Annotated in this window: 10 protein-coding genes; 3 read left to right on the plus strand and 7 right to left on the minus strand. The window is 47.6% G+C overall.

All coding sequences use genetic code 11. The annotated features are described in order from the left end of the window. Window positions 1-26: 26 nt before the first annotated feature. Window positions 27-1,238, plus strand: coding sequence for a glycosyltransferase (locus QYE77_RS06335; protein WP_315624532.1), 1,212 nt, complete (start codon window positions 27-29; stop codon window positions 1,236-1,238). Here QYE77_RS06335 and QYE77_RS06340 read toward each other — a convergent pair. The 7 genes from QYE77_RS06340 to QYE77_RS06370 form a co-directional block, all read right to left on the minus strand. Beyond that, window positions 1,235-3,484, minus strand: a complete 2,250-nt coding sequence (locus QYE77_RS06340; RefSeq protein WP_315624533.1) for a glycosyltransferase — start codon at window positions 3,482-3,484, stop codon at window positions 1,235-1,237. The genes QYE77_RS06335 and QYE77_RS06340 overlap by 4 nt on opposite strands. 91 nt (window positions 3,485-3,575) lie before the next feature. After that, window positions 3,576-5,834 (minus strand): ArnT family glycosyltransferase, encoded by a 2,259-nt coding sequence (locus QYE77_RS06345; protein WP_315624534.1) that lies wholly within the window; start codon window positions 5,832-5,834, stop codon window positions 3,576-3,578. A gap of 398 nt (window positions 5,835-6,232) precedes the next feature. Beyond that, the gene (locus tag QYE77_RS06350) at window positions 6,233-10,735 is read right to left on the minus strand and encodes a glycosyltransferase (protein ID WP_315624535.1); all 4,503 of its coding nucleotides are present in this window, start codon (window positions 10,733-10,735) and stop codon (window positions 6,233-6,235) included. Between the two features lie 39 nt (window positions 10,736-10,774). Next, window positions 10,775-11,578, minus strand: coding sequence for an ABC transporter ATP-binding protein (locus tag QYE77_RS06355; protein WP_315624536.1), 804 nt, complete (start codon window positions 11,576-11,578; stop codon window positions 10,775-10,777). Next, window positions 11,556-12,392 carry an ABC transporter permease gene (locus QYE77_RS06360; RefSeq protein ID WP_315624537.1) on the minus strand — a complete coding sequence of 279 codons (837 nt, stop codon included), beginning with the start codon at window positions 12,390-12,392 and terminating at the stop codon, window positions 11,556-11,558. The genes QYE77_RS06355 and QYE77_RS06360 overlap by 23 nt, the downstream gene beginning before the upstream one ends. A gap of 32 nt (window positions 12,393-12,424) precedes the next feature. Continuing rightward, a complete protein-coding gene (locus QYE77_RS06365) occupies window positions 12,425-13,600 on the minus strand; it encodes a glycosyltransferase family 4 protein (protein ID WP_315624538.1) in 1,176 nt (391 codons plus the stop codon). Between the two features lie 8 nt (window positions 13,601-13,608). Beyond that, window positions 13,609-14,745 carry a glycosyltransferase family 4 protein gene (locus tag QYE77_RS06370; protein ID WP_315624539.1) on the minus strand — a complete coding sequence of 379 codons (1,137 nt, stop codon included), beginning with the start codon at window positions 14,743-14,745 and terminating at the stop codon, window positions 13,609-13,611. A gap of 143 nt (window positions 14,746-14,888) precedes the next feature. Here QYE77_RS06370 and hpt point away from each other — a divergent pair, with 143 nt between their 5' ends. Together hpt and QYE77_RS06380 are read left to right on the plus strand one after the other, a co-directional pair. Next, window positions 14,889-15,473 (plus strand): hypoxanthine phosphoribosyltransferase, encoded by a 585-nt coding sequence (gene hpt / locus QYE77_RS06375; protein WP_315624540.1) that lies wholly within the window; start codon window positions 14,889-14,891, stop codon window positions 15,471-15,473. A gap of 18 nt (window positions 15,474-15,491) precedes the next feature. Continuing rightward, window positions 15,492-16,625, plus strand: coding sequence for a 6-phosphofructokinase (locus QYE77_RS06380; RefSeq protein ID WP_315624541.1), 1,134 nt, complete (start codon window positions 15,492-15,494; stop codon window positions 16,623-16,625). The last annotated feature ends 68 nt before the right edge of the window (window positions 16,626-16,693 follow it).

Genomic DNA, 16,693 nt, shown 5'->3' on the forward strand with positions numbered 1-16,693 from the left:
ATTAGAAGCAAGGACAATGAAACTGTATGCCCGTTGAGAAGATGAAAAGTCTTTTGAGCCAAAAACTAAGAGCAGGCTGGGATTTAGCACGGCATGTGACCCCTGAACCGGTCAAAAAGATTATTCGCAAGATCATCAATCTGACCGAAAGAAAAATCATCGCTGAACATCAGGCCCACCTTAAAGTCATCCTGGAACAGGAATCCCAAACTTCAAATCGCCCAATTATCGTCTTTCCCCCCAGTCTGGATTGGCAAGTCCAACTGTTTCAACGTCCCCAACAGTTAGCACTTGCATTAGCCCGCCAAGGGGCGCTGGTGTTTTACTTACAACCTCATCCCAACCGGCATCAACCTCCTTTTCAGGTGATTGCACCAGGGTTGTATTTGTGCAATATCAATGTACGCGTATTTGAGATCATTGAACAACCCTTTATTTACCTTCTCACCTGGAATAGCGACTATGCGCGGGCATTTCGAAACCCGAGAATTATCTATGACTTTGTAGATGAGATTGATGTCTTCTACGGTGACCGAAAGAAGATAGCCGAGGGGCATCATTTTTTGCTTAAGAATGCTCGAGTTGTCCTGGCCACTGCCAAGCGTCTAGTGGATCAGGTGTTTTCGATTCGCCCAGATGTGATTTACTGCCCGAACGGCGTTGTATATGAGCATTTTGATCGGAGTGAAGAACACCTTATGCCCCCAGAGGACATCGGCCATCTGATGACGGAAGGCAAACCCATTATCGGGTATTATGGCGCCCTAGCGCGTTGGTTTGATTACAGATTGGTAAAGGAAATAGCCAAGCTGCGTCCAGAGTACACATTCGTCCTTATAGGCCCGGACTATGATGGCACCCTTCAGTCAGCGGGTCTGGAAGAGTACCGGAATATCCATTGGTTAGGGGTTAAACCTTACGAAGAACTCCCTCACTATCTTGCCTGCTTTGATGTAGCCACAATCCCTTTCATAGTAAATGATATCACCCATGCGGTATCTCCGCTCAAATTATTTGAATATATGGCGGGTGGAAAACCCATCGTCATCACACCTATGCAAGAGAGCATGGGCTATCCCGGTGTGCTTGTTGGGGATACACCACAGAGTTTTGCCGAACAACTCGACCGGGCATTGGAATTAAAGTACCAACCAGAATATATTCGTCTGCTCAAGCGGACGGCCTATCAAAATACTTGGGATGCCCGTGCCAAAGTCATTCTCAACACGCTCTTTTAATCTCTCTGGCCTCGAACGAGGAAAGACTTAATCATCTCTTTAATTCGAAGCCAAAAGCCCCCCCGGTTAACCGCCTTTAATCGCCCAAAGAGGGGAAGTAATAATTGCCGCAGCCAGAGATAAAACCAATAAGAAGGGGGCCTGGGTTCAACCAATTGAGCATAATCCTTATAAAGAGAGTTGAAGCGTTTCTCAAGACCAGACAGCTGGGTTTCAGTGACCCGGGCGTAGGCGCGTGCCTGTAAATATTCCACAATGGACTGAGCCAAACGCTGGATATTTCTTTGATCCACTAGTTCGTGAGAAGAGGGAAAGCTCGATTTTCTATGCTCAATAGCCCCCCTCAACTCGCTCTCAATCACATCCCCCATATGCGCAAGGGTAAAACTCTGCAGGATGCGTTGCCGCCCAAATTGGCCCAGACAGGTTCTGAGTTGCGGGTTGCGGATAAGATTTTCCATTACCTCGGCGAATGCCGTCAGAGGCTCACCTTCGAGCGGGATCAACACTCCACACTCCGATGTCACCAATTCCGCTTGCCCTCCCACCCGAGAGGCAACCACAGGTAGGCCGCAGGCCATGGCTTCGTAAATGGCTTGTGAGATGCCTTCGCTTTGGGATGGGAGAAAGAAGATATCCGCCGCAGCCATCAAGCCCGGCATCTGACTTGTCGGTACCTCACCCAGCAGGCGCACCCAATCTTGCACCTGGTTTTCTCTTAATGCGGCTTCTAATTCACCTTTGAGCGAGCCCTCACCCGCCACCCAGGCCCGAAATGACAATCCTCGCCGCGCCAGTTCACCCAGAATCTTGGCTAGAAGCAAAGGTTGCTTTTGGACTTCCAGACGGGCTGCGTAAAGTATTACCACATCCTCCGGCCCAATTCCTAATTGCGCACGAACCCTTGATCGTAGATCCGGATCGGGTTTCCAAATCTCCGGATCCACGCCGATATAGGCAACTTTCAACTTATCAGGATTCGCTCCCTCTGCAATCATCCATTGGCGCACTTGTTCGCAAGAAGTCACGGAAACATCGAGGCAATCCTGGTAAAGTAGGGATAAACGGGGAAACCCTCCGTGCATCCAATCAGGCGTTACAAAGTGAAGATAGTCCGCCATTGGGAGGTGGGGAAATAGGCTGCGCAGCACAGGAAGCAAACGATACCCCTCGTGGCTTCCTTGTAACAATAAGGCATCAAACTGGCGCGATTCGATAAGATAACTGAGAAAGCGTGGGTAATCTTTGATCGGCAAAAAATTGGGTAAGACAAAAAGATCTTCGCAGTGCTGCGCGAACTCATGCCACCAACCATGTTCGGCACTGGCCGTCGCAACGACCGTGATTTGCCATCCTCGGCGCTTCAGTTGATCTATCAGGTTCAAAGCAAACCGTTCCGCACCTCCCATTACCAGCCAAGGCAAAAGGAGCAGCAACCGCGGCCTTGATTTAGAGAGGTGGTTGACATGGGGATAATCTAGGGAAACTAAAGTAAGATCAAGATCATAGTGGTTAAGGGGAGGATCAGGAAAACCACCCGCGTAAAGGTGAGGATAACGCTCCCGAAAGCGCGCCCGAAATTCTTCAATCCGGCTTTCGGTTAGGTTTGACCAGCGGTCAGTATGATCATCACGAATTCGATACCAGGCCAAATATTCGGGGATCGTTGCTCCCCAATAGCCTTGCGCTGCACACCGCATCCAGAATTCCCAATCTTCAAGGCCTTCCCTTATGTTCTCGTCAAATCCCCCGACAGATTGCCACACCGATTTGCGAATCATGCATAACATGGAAACCCGATTACGCTCGGCATTGAGGGCACCTTCGTGAAATCCACCGGTCCAAAGATAGTTCTTTGCTCCAAAAGCCACGTGGTATGAATCTACAAAAGCAAATTGGGGATGAGTTTTGAGAAACCACCACCATTTTTCAGCCGCGGTGGGCTCTAGTAGATCATCACTATCAACCAGTAACACATATTCACATTGGGCGCAACTCAAGCCGGTGTTCCGAGCGGCGCTCAAGCCACGGTTTTCCGGATGATCTATGACTCGAATGCGGGGATCAGAACCCCGATACCTCTCGAGAACCTTAAGCGCATCTTGATCAGTTGAACCATCATTGACAATGATCCATTCCCATTGCTGCAACGATTGCCCCAAAATACTCTCGGCAGTTTGGTGAAAGAGCCCATCATTGTTATAGTAATAGGTAACAATGCTAATAACGGGTGAGTTCGAAGGCATGGGAAGGCAATAACCATAGCGAGGTCGGGGCTTCTCAATCGGCGATCTTGAATGGTCTAGATGTTGGGAAACGGTCATCATTCTGACACATTTAGTGATCTTGTTTGGTTAACGATGGACAACGCTGACCCTCAGCCATGCATACTGCGTCCATCAGCACCCCTTGATCACCCCCGGCAGACCCATAAACACGAGCAAACCTTGCTTCGTTCGGAGCCTTGGTATGGAAATAATACCATTCCCAATCCGATGTTACGTTTTTCCAGAATTCTTCCCCTCCAATGAATTGACCACTTTGATTTAACCACGCAACCCGCATCAAAAATAGAGCCGGTTGATGAGAATAAGCCCTTAGCCAATAGCCTACGGTATAAATTTTCCCTTCCTCAATGGGAACCTGTTGCCAGAGATAACCAAACCCATTCGAAGAGATGGGACCATATAACAAAACAGCCCACTCCCCCTCCAGGGCATCGTTCGAGAGCAAAATTGTGCCTTCTCGCCCCCAACTTGAAGGATTTTCTGCGTTGATTTCCTCAAAGCCCGCATTGCTCAGGAGATTATTAGGAGATATTAGTTTAACTCCCTCGGGTCTTAATTGATAGACATATATTCCCTTTTGGGCAAAGACAAGTTCGGCGTAACGATTCAAAAAGTCAGATTGCTGTAAGATGGGATAAGTATACTTCCAAGAGACATATTCCACCTCGGGTTGATTGATCAAAACAAAGTCGTAGCCGTGTTCTTTCAATTGCGCGGCTAATTCGGCTTCATTTTGGGCAGAAACCAGAAGATTTTGGGCCTCGACTACATCGTAAACCCCATCTATGCGGGATTGAGTGTAGAGACGAAATTCATTGCCTATTGAAAGGACTCGATGTCGGCCACCCGGCTGGGCATCAATGAACTGATAGGCATCATATACAGGTAAAGTACGGGAAAGATAAGCCTCCCGACTCTCACGCCCCAGGAAGTAATTTACAGGTAATCGCTGGGGGAGGTTTTCCCAAATTCTAACGATGAATGGAGGACGGGTAGAAAATAGGTAAACTAAAACAAGCACCAATCCCAAAAACAGTCCATGTTTGGCTTTAGGTAATGACTCAAGCGCCTGGAATAACACCTCAAAATTGACTCCGGCCGCAAGCACCAACCAAGGGAAAACCGGCAGTGCATACCGCAACAAGGCATTGTTGGCAAAAAACATGAGACCCACCGCTAAAACCGACATACCTAAAGCCACTGCCAATATCTTCCGCGTTGTTTTTGAGAGACGCTCTGAAAACAAGAACACCGGTACCGCCAAGATCGGTAAGGCGACAACCATCCCGCCGGGGGCTTCGTGATAATAGCGACGACTATTGAAAACCAGATCCAGAGGGTAGCGTAACAGGCGCAGTGCCGTTTCCCCGAGCGAACCCACCGAAGGCGATGGCACTACTACCGATGGAGATAAAGAGGGAAAAATTTTGACCCACAGCCACTGACCATAAGGGAAGAATGGGTCGCCCGTCCATAGCCAATCCCGAATAAACCAAGGGGCCGAAAGGAGCAGAACAATTCCAGAAACCAGCGCAAACATCTTAAACCTCAGCCTAGGACGCCTTATCAGCCCCACCCCCAAAATGGCAAGCAGCATGATCGCCACCCCTGGTGCAGCCGTGAGCTTCATCCCTATTGCCAGTCCGGCAAAAACCCCAAAAACTACTAACCAGCGATTTTCGCCACCCTCCAGATACCAGGAGACCAGCGCATAAGCCGCAGCCGTGGTATAAGCCGTAACGAAGAGATCAATGTAAGCCGTTGCTCCTTCATAGGCAACCACTGGTAAGGAGAAAAAGAGACTTGCCGCGATAAGACCTGCACGATCGTTAATGAGTTTACGGCCTGTGAGAAATATCAACCCACTGCTCGTAACTACCATACTAAGATGCATTAGACGTGGCGCAACCTCCCCACCGATCTCCAGTCCAAGCGAATAAAGCATCTCCACATAATGAAGCCAGGGATTGTTACTCCCCTCAGGGTACGGTACAATCCCCCCCTGACGAAGGTAATAGCTGGGCCCCGCCACATGATAGGTGAGTTCGTCATAGCGCGTGGGTGGTGCCAACGCAATCAACCAGGATGCTCCCCATAGGAATACCCCCGCCGTGAGAAGTGAGAATATAAATTGCCGCTTCTCTTCTGGCCAGAGTTTAAGTGATTCCCAAAATTTGGAGGCACGGGATTGAGTTATCCACATCTTGAACTGAGAAGGCACAAAGAGCAGGGCTAGACCCGCCAATCCGAGCCAGGTCCACGGTGTTGAGAAAGCTCCAACAGCGCCCTGGATGGAACGTAACACCATAAGACCCCCTAAACCCAACAAAACCGATAACACAACATTATCCAGAGTGGCAACGAATTTAACACCTAAAAGCCTAACAAATGACCAGGATCCAATTCCAAAGGCTACGACAAATAAACCCCCCAAGGCGAGATAAGTTTTTAGAATTCCTAAAGTGAATAGCGGAATTAAAAATAATGCAAGCAACAACGCTAATGCAGCGTATAGTAGCCACCTAACCCGTTTTACCCAATACCCTAAGGTTATCCCCAGAAACGCCAGACCATAGCCACCTACCCAGCGCAGATCCCACTGGGAAGAGGGAAAAGGAGAAGGGCTAAATAAAACACTTAGGGATATATATGAGCTAAGAATTGCTCCGAAAACCGACAAAAATAGTACAGATTTTTCGGTTAGCCTCATGGTTCAATACAAGGCTCTCGCCGCTTAAGAGCACGAATTTCCAATTCTTTTACATTAATAGACTGTCCGTTAGGAGGCACAATAGTTATTAGCAAGAGCTCGCTCCGATGCAATAAATCCGAAGGCACCTTTGCTCTCGCGTAGACAACACCATCACCGGGAACAGAAGCAAAATAGTTTTGGGCCAAGACTTGGTCTTTGTAATACCAATCAAAGCGTAATTTAACAATAATATTTTGAGTCTCTTGGAGATTTATTTTACACTCAATGTATTCTGTATCTTTGGGTATCGGGTACCGATAGGAAAGAAACATACTAGAGGTAGATGTTAAGGATAATTTATTGTTGGCAAAAACGTTTGCATTAAATGAGGTAAACAGAAATCCTTCGGTAGATTTATCATCAAAGAAGACCCCTTCATTAAGGGAATAGTCAATACAATCGTAGAGTATCTCTGTTCTTCTTGGGCGCTTTCGCAGATCGTAAAGGATGGAGATCAGAGGCTCAATATGAGCTTTAGGAGAGAAACATGATTCCACAAAATTACTAGTAACTTTATTAGCCGGGTTTTTCAAAACATTTCTCATTTTTCCAGCCAAGTCCTCAATATTTTCACTCTCAAATAAAATCAAGGGAGAACCAAACCCGTTTTCTTCAGCAATTAAGTTTATCTGTATATGGCCTTCAATATTGGAAGCTATTACTGGAATGTTTAGGGAGAGAGCTTCAAGAATTGTTACTGGTAGTCCTTCAACCCTGGAAGGATGCACTAATAGCACAAAACGATTCAATGTCTCCAATGGCCTTGATGTCGGACCATTAAACTCAATATCAACCCCAAATTGCTTGGCCATTTCAATGTACTCTTGGAGCTTACTCCCTGCTCCGTACAATGCAGCCTTATAAGAGGGAAACTCTTTAGCGATCATAGCCCAAGCAGCTATAAAGAGATCAACCCCTTTAGTTTCCTCATACGATGTAATCATTCCTACAATTGTCCTCTTTTGACCGTCTATCTCATAATCGCTTGGATTTATTTTTCTTTTTAGCTCGATCCCATGGGGAACTACAAATACCTTTTTACCAGTTTTGATTTCCAACTTAGAGGCTAAGTATGTGGAATGAGTAACTATAAGATCAGGAACAGATTTATCCAATTCAGATGTGTCTTCTCTATGAACAAATTCCACCGAAGGTAAACCTGAATCCTTAATAGCCTGTACAGCCCATTCCATCGGCCAATGGTAAAGCACAATATCATATTCTCTCAAAGCCTTTATAAGCTCTTCATAAGTTGAAACATATTTGTAATTGAATGGACAAGTATTGAATGGATCATTATAACCACCTGCAACAATAACTGTGGCGTTCAGATATTTTGCTTCAAGCGCAATCAATGTCTCTACACCACCATGTATAGCGTTTTTAGTAACGATGACAATCCGCGAATCTCTTCCGTTTACAATAGAAGGTTTAGAAGATCGTCTTGATAACCAACCTTCCTCATAAAAAACTTCAGTCCATGCATTTCTCCATTTTTCTAAGGAAAACTCGTAAGATGAAACATATGCTCTTTCGCTTAGCTCACGGCGTAAGTTATCATCCTCTATCAAGCGGTTTATAGCTTTCGCAATTTCCTTAGGATTCGGAGGTACCACCAAGCCATTCCATCCGTCACGAATAATATCTGTTAATCCGCCAACATTTGTTACCACAACTGCACAACCGGAGGCAATAGCCTCAAGGCATGATAAACTCGTACCTTCTGACCCAAGCGTTGGTATCACTACAATATCAGCTTTTTTATACCAGTCAGGCATTTCATGAAAAGAGGCCGTTAGAAACCTAAATCTCCTATCTAAATTAGAAAGTTCAATCAGATACTGATTGAAAGGGCCATCCCCTTCTCCTATCCAATAAAATTGCACATGATCATACTTAACAAACCTTAGAATATCTCTAACAATTAAAGCTCCTCTTGCCGGATTTGCTCGTCGCGGAAAGACAACAAATATGTCCCTATCCTTGCTTTCAAGAAAGTCTCTTCGGTTAAAAATGGAATGATCAACAAAATTTGGAATTGCAACAAACTTATGAGCTAGCTCTGGCCAAAATGCCCTTATTACGTTTATGGAATTTGTGTCTACACTTATAATCCTTTTAGGATTCTTAAATGCTCGATACAAATGTTTAAACCATTCATTTGTCCAGAAATTTCCATAAAAAGTATGATCAAACCAAATACCATGACATATTGAAATGGCATCAATACGCATAGGCCCTGATGAATATTCGGGTAAGTTATAAATGACGTGATCATAATTCAATGATATTTCAAAAAACTTATTCGCTGCACCTATGTTAAATTCTGAATAGAACTCCCCGTGAGGGATTGCAGTCACTCTAAAACCCTCATACTCGCCGACAAATGGATGAGATGCGACTTGATAAATATCAACATCAAACCCTAGATCTTGCAAAAGACTTGCAAGGGTCACGCAATAACGCTCCCCCCCACCATATCTTGGGCGTTCGTCATACCAATCTAATAACTGGTTTGTGAAATAGGCTATCCGTTTACGAGAAAAGAATCGGTTAGGAATAATTCGGCCTTTTCTCAAAATCTTATGAGCCCTAATCTCTTCCCAAAGTTCAATATTTTTGTGAATGGGCTCCTGTCTCAAATCACTATAAATAGGCTCTTGACTGAAATCACTACTTGTATCATTTAGATAACCAATTTCAGAGCTTTGAGATTTTCTAAACAACAAATAGATTTTTCTAATAATTTTCTCTCGTTTACTATTACGAGGAACTATTTTTTGTCTGATACCCCAAACCGTTTTCGTTACTTTCCACATTCTGCTGCTTTCAATCTCTTTAATCTTGTCCGTTAAAGTTTCATGTAAGCGTGAAATTTCAGAAAGTTCTTTATGAAGCTCTCCCCTCTCTTCTATCAGCCGCGAAATCTCCCTTTTCGACTCCTCAAGCGAATGCTGAAGCTCTCCCCTCTCTTCTATCAGCCGCGAAATCTCCCTTTTCGACTCCTCAAGCGAATGCTGAAGCTCTCCCCTCTCTTCTATCAGCCGCGAAATCTCCCTTTTCGACTCCTCAAGCGAATGCTGAAGCTCTCCCCTCTCTTCTATCAGCCGCGAAATCTCCCTTTTCGACTCCTCAAGCGAATGCTGAAGCTCTCCCCTCTCTTCTATCAGCCGCGAAATCGTCAAATGTGAGTCTCTAAATCCTTGTTTGAGGGACTCAACAACAGATACAAGAAATTTCGAATTTATACCCTCTTCTGACCTTATATTCAATAGATTATCAAAAATTCGGAGAAAACTGATATCTTCAAGGTAGGGTTTCGATGCTGTGGCACTTCTTTTTAATGCATCCCAGATTAAGTCAATGATCTCGTTACTATCTTGACTCGTTTGAGCTTTTAATTGAACTATTAAGTCTCGGTATTGTTTCCACACTTGTAGGCTATTAGCATTACTTTCCACCCAATTGCGCAGGCGATATTCTTCTGAGTCTAAATTCTTAATAAGGTAATCGAAATAAAGTTGAGAAATTGATGGCATTCCTCGCCCAGAAAAATTCCACCACGAAACAATATCAACATTATTAATGCTAACCACTCCTTTCACGCCCTCATAACCTATAAGCATTGTCGGAAGGTTGGACGCCATACCCTCCAAAACAACTCGCCCCATTCCCCCAATTCCAGAAATCCCTTTCTTTAAGATTTCATGAACATCGTACTTCGCACCAAGAAATTCTACCTTCGTTTTATTGAGAGCCGTCCGGGAGAACTCCTTTAAGTTCTCAAAAGATGGACCATCACCAACAACGATTGCATATGGCAGACCAGAAGAGTCTGCCTTTAAGAGAAAATCTTTTATGCCCTCTACCTTATAAGGATCCAAACGACTAACAATTAACCAGGGGCCATCAGGATTTCTCGATACTTCTGTAAAGAGTCCAATGTCGATGCAATTGGGTAATAAAACACAATTTTGTTTCTTCGAGAAAGTTTTTACAAATGTTAAAGTCTCCATTGAAACACATAACACATATCTTGATGATGGAATTACCACCTCTTTTAGTAAAGCCAAATAAATTGGGCCATAGACATTAGTAAAAGCAGAGGGTCCATGCAATGTAATGACTAGAGGTGTATTCATTTGAGAAGCTGCAAACACAGCTGGGATAAGAGAAGTATAAGGATGCGCATGAACTACATCAATATGGTATGTCGAGATTATGTCTTTTAATACTTCTACTGACTTGTATAACTCTTGTGCTGTTACACTTGGCCCTAGTTTTAGAGGGCCAAAAGACTTGTGTGGTTGTAATCTATTTATTGTTTCGGGATAGAATTGCTCTCCATGGACTATGTACAAGCTATCCCCGTATTTCCTAAGTTGATTATATTGATCGATAATATGAGTCTCGAGTCCACCTAAAGTGAAGTTTTCAGTGATTGTTAAAATATTCATGTTGTGTCCCCTTATGCTTATTGTTAATTTAGAAATTTTCTAAAATGAAGTGAAATTTGATAGTACATAATCATTGATCAATTTATCAACAACCCCTATGTTAACAACTTTCCCATGGTCCAACCACGCCACACGATCACACATCCTCTTAACAGCTCCCATGCTATGCGAGACCAGTAAAATGGTCGCCCCCGCTTCGCGGAATTCACGGATGCGTGCCGCGCTCTTTTCCTGGAAGGCAATATCCCCAACGCTGAGCACCTCATCTACGATTAAGATATCCGGCATGATCGCAGTGGCCACGGCAAAGCCCAGGCGCGCCACCATACCCGAGGAATAGGTGCGCAGCGGGGCATCAATGAAATCCCACATCTCGGCAAAATCCACAATCCACTCAAAATGCTCCTCAATCTGACGACGGGTGTAGCCCAGCAGGGCACCGTTGAGAAAGACATTCTCCCGGCCGGTCAGTTCAGGGTGGAAGCCAGCTCCCATCGCCAACAAGGGCGCTACCCGCCCCTTGACCCACACCCGCCCCGAGGTAGGGCGCATCACCCGCGCCACCAGGCGCAACAGCGTGGTTTTACCGGCGCCGTTGGGGCCGATTAGCCCAAATACTTCACCCTTGCGCACCTCCAGGCTGACGTGGTCCAAAGCCAGCAGGTCCTGGAATTGCAAACGCCCCTGCAAACGGCGAATCGCAAACTCCTTGAAGGTACGAATGCGTTCGCGCGGCACGCGGTAGCGCACCGTCACGTCATCCAGGATGATTACCGGTTCACCCGTTGGGGTTTCGGTGGTTAATGGGGCTATGGCAGGATTAGGTGCGATAGGCAAACTCATCGGCTTTCCCCGTGAAGAACAACCAGCCCAGCAAGAACATGCCAAAAGCCAGCCCGAATGAAATTAACCAAGAAATGAAATCAGGGAGGGTACCATAAAAAACCAAGTCTCTAAAAAGCCCAACCAAATGCACCATTGGGTTATATTGCAGCCATTGTGAAACGTTAGGAGGCAATATATCCAAAGGGTAAATAATCGGAGTCAGATACATCCAGGCCATGAGCAGGATGGCATACATTTCCACCACATCAATAAAGTAAATCCCAATCGTCGAAATCAACAACCCCACACCCAGAGTGAACAATGCCAGGAACAACATAACCAGGGGGGCAAGTAACAACGTTGGATGGGGTGGAATGCCCATGACCGCCATCACCAGAAGCAACGGCACCATAGAGAGCACCAGGTTAATCAGACCGGTGCCGATGGCTGAGATGGCAAATACCGAGCGTGGAACGTAGATGCGGGTGAACAAATCGCCTCCCCAAACCAGGCTGTTGATCGCCGCCGTGCTAGCCTGGGCAAAGAAGTTCCAGGCAATCAGGCCGCTCAGCACAAAGCCGGGATAGTTCACCATCGCCACGCGAAAGACCTGGGAGAACACAATGCTGAGGATGATCATCATCCCCAGCGGATTCAGCATCGTCCAGGCCACCCCCAACACCGAACGCTTATATCGTGCTGTGATATCGCGCCGCACCAGAAACACAATCAGGTCACGGTAACGCCAAGCCTGAAGCGCTTCCTCCAATGCTGCCGGCGTTCTGGCGCTGGAGTCATAAATGACTGTTGAACTTGCAATATTATCAGGCATGTTCCCAATTCTAATAATCAATCTGTGTTACGTCAATCCACGCTTTTTTTAACCGTCATGCCCTCATTACACACCTCTGAGTCAGGAAGCGAAAGCATATGCCGATAAACCGCCCAAGTTTGGTAGTTGATATGGTCGTCAGTAAACCGTTCCAAGACCCTCGCCCGTCCCGCCTGCCCCAACTTCAACCGTAATTGGGGATCCCGCAGCAGTCGTTCAATGGCCTCCGCCAATGCCTGCGGGTTATTGGGGGGCACTATCAAGCCGTTCTCACCATCCACAATCACATCATGGCATCCGGGCACATCAGTTGTCACTACCGGCCTCGCACATGCACCGGCCTCCAATAGCGCCGTTGGAATTCCCTCGCCAAGGGAGGGCAATACCACAATGTGTGATTGGCGGTAAACCTCCACCATATTGGTTTGCCAACCCCACCACTCGACCAAACCCTCAGCTTCCCATGCTCGTACCTGCTCTTCGGTGACCGAGCCCGGGTTCCCCGGATCAGGTTCGCCCGCCAGAATAAAGCGAATCGGATAATGCCCTCTCAACAGGCGCGCAGCATCGGCCACAACTTCTACCCCTTTCTCGCGTAAAAGGCGAGCCGGAAAGAGAACTACAATCTCCTGCGTCAAGGGCTCCGGAGCCGGCACAAAATGCTCCACATCCACCCCCACCCCCTCAATCACCGTGGCTTGTTCCGGTTGCACCAGATGATGCGAGATAAAAAATTGTCGGTTGCTTTCATTTTCAAAAATTGTGAAAACCCGATCACCTCGGAGCAAAAAACGATAGGCCAGCATCACCGCAGTACGCAACACACGCGTTACGAGCGACTGGCGCAAGAATAGATAACCCAAGCCGGTAATGGCGTTGATAATCGCAGGAACCTTTGCCCAACGCGCCGCCATGGATCCATAGAGTACGGGCTTTATCGTAAAATGGTGTACCAAATCGGGTTTCTCACGACGATAAATTCTGCATAAATCCAGCAATGCCCTGATCTCGGTCGCCCCTGATATCGAACGCCTATCCACAGACCATTCTACCCATGGGAAACCAGCAGCTCTAATGTTCTCCACATAGCGTCCAAAAGGCGAAACCATCACGACATACATTCCGCGACGGCGCAAGAACTTTGCCAACGAAAGACGGAAATTGTATAGATACCAATCGGTATTGGCTACAAGCAGAATTTTTGTCACCCGCCCCCTCAACTCATCCCATTCCGAGAGACAACCCTTCTGTAAAGACCTAATAAGCGATCAGCCATGATGTTCCATGCAAATTTCTGCTCATACGTCCGACGCCCATTTTGCCCTAATCTCAAACGCAACTGTGGATCGCCAGCCAAGGTGCATAGGGCCTGCTCCAGCGCCGTTACAGAACCGTAGTCAACGACCAACCCACAGCCAGCCTGAGTGATGATATTATCCATATTGGTTCCTCTGGCAACGATAATAGGTTTCCCCAACATCATGGCTTCGAAAACCTTATTTGGGCTTGAATAGCGATGATTGGGAATCGAGGGATCATACGTTGCCAGAAGCACATCTGCCGCCATCGAGAGAGCCAAAGCACATTGATAATCAACCCTGCCGTGCCAAGTTACATTAGACATTCCGCGGATTCTATCAAGGATTTTTTGCTCGTCTCCCCCAAAGCCAGCTAAGTCGAGATGCCAATCAGTATGTTTTTCTAAAACATCCAAGAGTTCAAAAAGCCCTCGTTCCTTCTGAAGTAGTCCAACATAAGCGATGCGTAACCCCTTATGATCAGTGTGTGAAGCTCCAATGACCTTCAAGTTCACATCTTCGGGAGAGTTATAAATTATTTCCAACACTCGTGGCGATGCACCTGCGATCTGAGCACGACGTGCATCATCCACCAGAATGACAGCATCCACTTTCCCAATCACCCATAAATCCACCCTGCGGATAATCCGCTTAATCCAATCGGGTGTCTTGCGGAGATGATCGGCATAGAAATCGAAAATATCGTAGATGACGGTTTTGCGCCAGAGAAATTTCATTAACAAAGCCGGTATCACCGTGTCGAAATCGCAAGCGTGGATAAGATCATAGGTATCACGATGGTGAATTAGCCACGCCATCAACCCGATCTGCCAGCGCATGAGTTGGGGTAAATTGCCCAAGCCACTTCCAAAACGCGCCCGAATGGGTAAGCGCTTAATGATTATTCCATTCCTCTCCTCTTGCCGCGACAAGGATGCTGTACGATCCCATCCTAAAACACGCACTTCAAATCCCGCCTGACAGAGGGTTCGCGCTGTTTTTTCCACTCGTGGATCAGGTGCGATCGGATTGGAACGACAGATGAGTACACGCATGGAGATTTTATCCTCAGACGCTCTCTAATTATACTCACACCCAAGGTTATCCTCTTGGCTTTTGCCAATGGGAGAGTAATAACGACTCTGTTATTTCATGGTAACATATACCCTGATCTCACTCCTTCCTTTGCGAGGGCCATATGGCGCAGGTGCACTCGTCTCCCTATCCTTACGACTTCATCGGGCAGATTCTGATTACCCAGGAGCAGATCGAGCAACGCGTGGCCGAACTCGGTGCTCAAATCACCGCCGATTACCGCGATTCCGACCGCTTGCTCCTCCTCGGCCTGCTGCGCGGTAGCGTGGTCTTCCTCACCGACCTCATGCGCAAGATCAACCGCCCCATGACCATGGACTTCATGCTCGTCTCCTCCTACCGCGGCGCCGAGTCCTCGGGTTTCGTCCGCATTGACGCCGACCATAAGATCAACATCCATAATTGGGATGTGATCCTGGTGGACGATATTATTGACACCGGTTATACCATCCATACCGTGCGGAAATTGCTCCTCGAACGTCAGCCGCGCAGCCTCAAAATCTGCGCTCTGCTGGATAAAAAAGCCCGCCATAAGGTGGATATTCAGATTGATTACCTGGGCTTTGAAATCCCCGACTACTTTGTGGTTGGCTACGGCTTGGACATTGATGAAAAAGGTCGCAACCTCCCCTACATCGCCGCGGTGGATCTCGAAAAGTACCGCGCCCTCTATGGCAGCGGCAATTGAAAGTGAAAGGTTGGCCAAATGAAAACAAAAACCCCGCGTAAAATCGGCATCCTGACCTCCGGTGGCGATAGCCCCGGCATCAATGCCGCCATCCGCGGAATCGGCAAGGCCATTGCCGGCCATTTTCATCTACAACTGATCGGCTTCCACGATGGCTTCAGCGGCATGGCCCACAATCTGATCATGCCCCTCGAGGGTGAGGCGCTCTCCGGTATCCTGACCACCGGCGGCACCATCCTGGGCACCAACCGCGATAAACCCTATAGCGCCGAGGAAGACGGCCAACGCGTGGATTACACCGAGAAAATCCTTCAGGTTTACCACCAACACAACCTGGATGGCCTGATCTGCCTGGGCGGTGGAAACACCCAGGAAAGCGCTTACTACCTGCAGCAAAAAGGCCTCAACGTCATTACCCTTCCCGTCACCATTGATAATGACATTCCCCAAACGGACATGACGGTCGGCTTTAATACGGCGATGGAGATAGCCGCCGAAGCCATAGACCGCCTCCACAGCACCGCTTTCAGCCATCACCGCATTATCATTGTAGAGATCATGGGACGCGAAACCGGCTGGCTCACCCTCGGCGCAGGAATCGCCGGCGGCGCTGATGTCATCCTCATCCCCGAAATCCCCTACGATATCCACAAAGTCGCCGAGGCCATTCTTGAGCGCAGCCGCCGTGGCAAACGCTTCAGCCTGGTCGCCGTGGCCGAGGGAGCGATTGCCAAAGAAACGCTCCAATTCTTCGAACACGCCCGCCAAGCCAACCGCCGCCTGCGCAGTGGTGAGGAAGCCGAAGAAGTTGAGGCCGGCCTGCAAGAGATCGAAAAACGTTCCGCCGGCGATACCCTCCACCTGGCCAACCGGCTACAGGAATTCACCCGCCTGCAAACCCGTGTCACCATCCTGGGCTATCTCCAACGCGGTGGCGCACCTTCAGCCTTCGACCGCGTATTGGCTACCCAACTCGGCACTGCTTGTGCCCACCTGGTCAGCCAGGGACATTATGGCGTCATGGTCGGCATCCAAGGTGGAAGCGTCAAACCCACCCCCCTCGCACAGGTAGCCGGGAAGGTCAAACACGTACCGTTGGATCATTCCTGGGTGCAAGGCGCACGCCTGGTGGGTACCTGCCTGGGCGATTGAAGCCCTGCTCCTCGATTTAATCACAAACACCTACATTCCACGCCCTGCAACTCCCACCCAGGGTTTGG

The sequence above is a fragment of the Thermanaerothrix solaris genome (assembly GCF_032334255.1).
Lineage (GTDB): Bacteria > Chloroflexota > Anaerolineae > Anaerolineales > Anaerolineaceae > Thermanaerothrix > Thermanaerothrix solaris.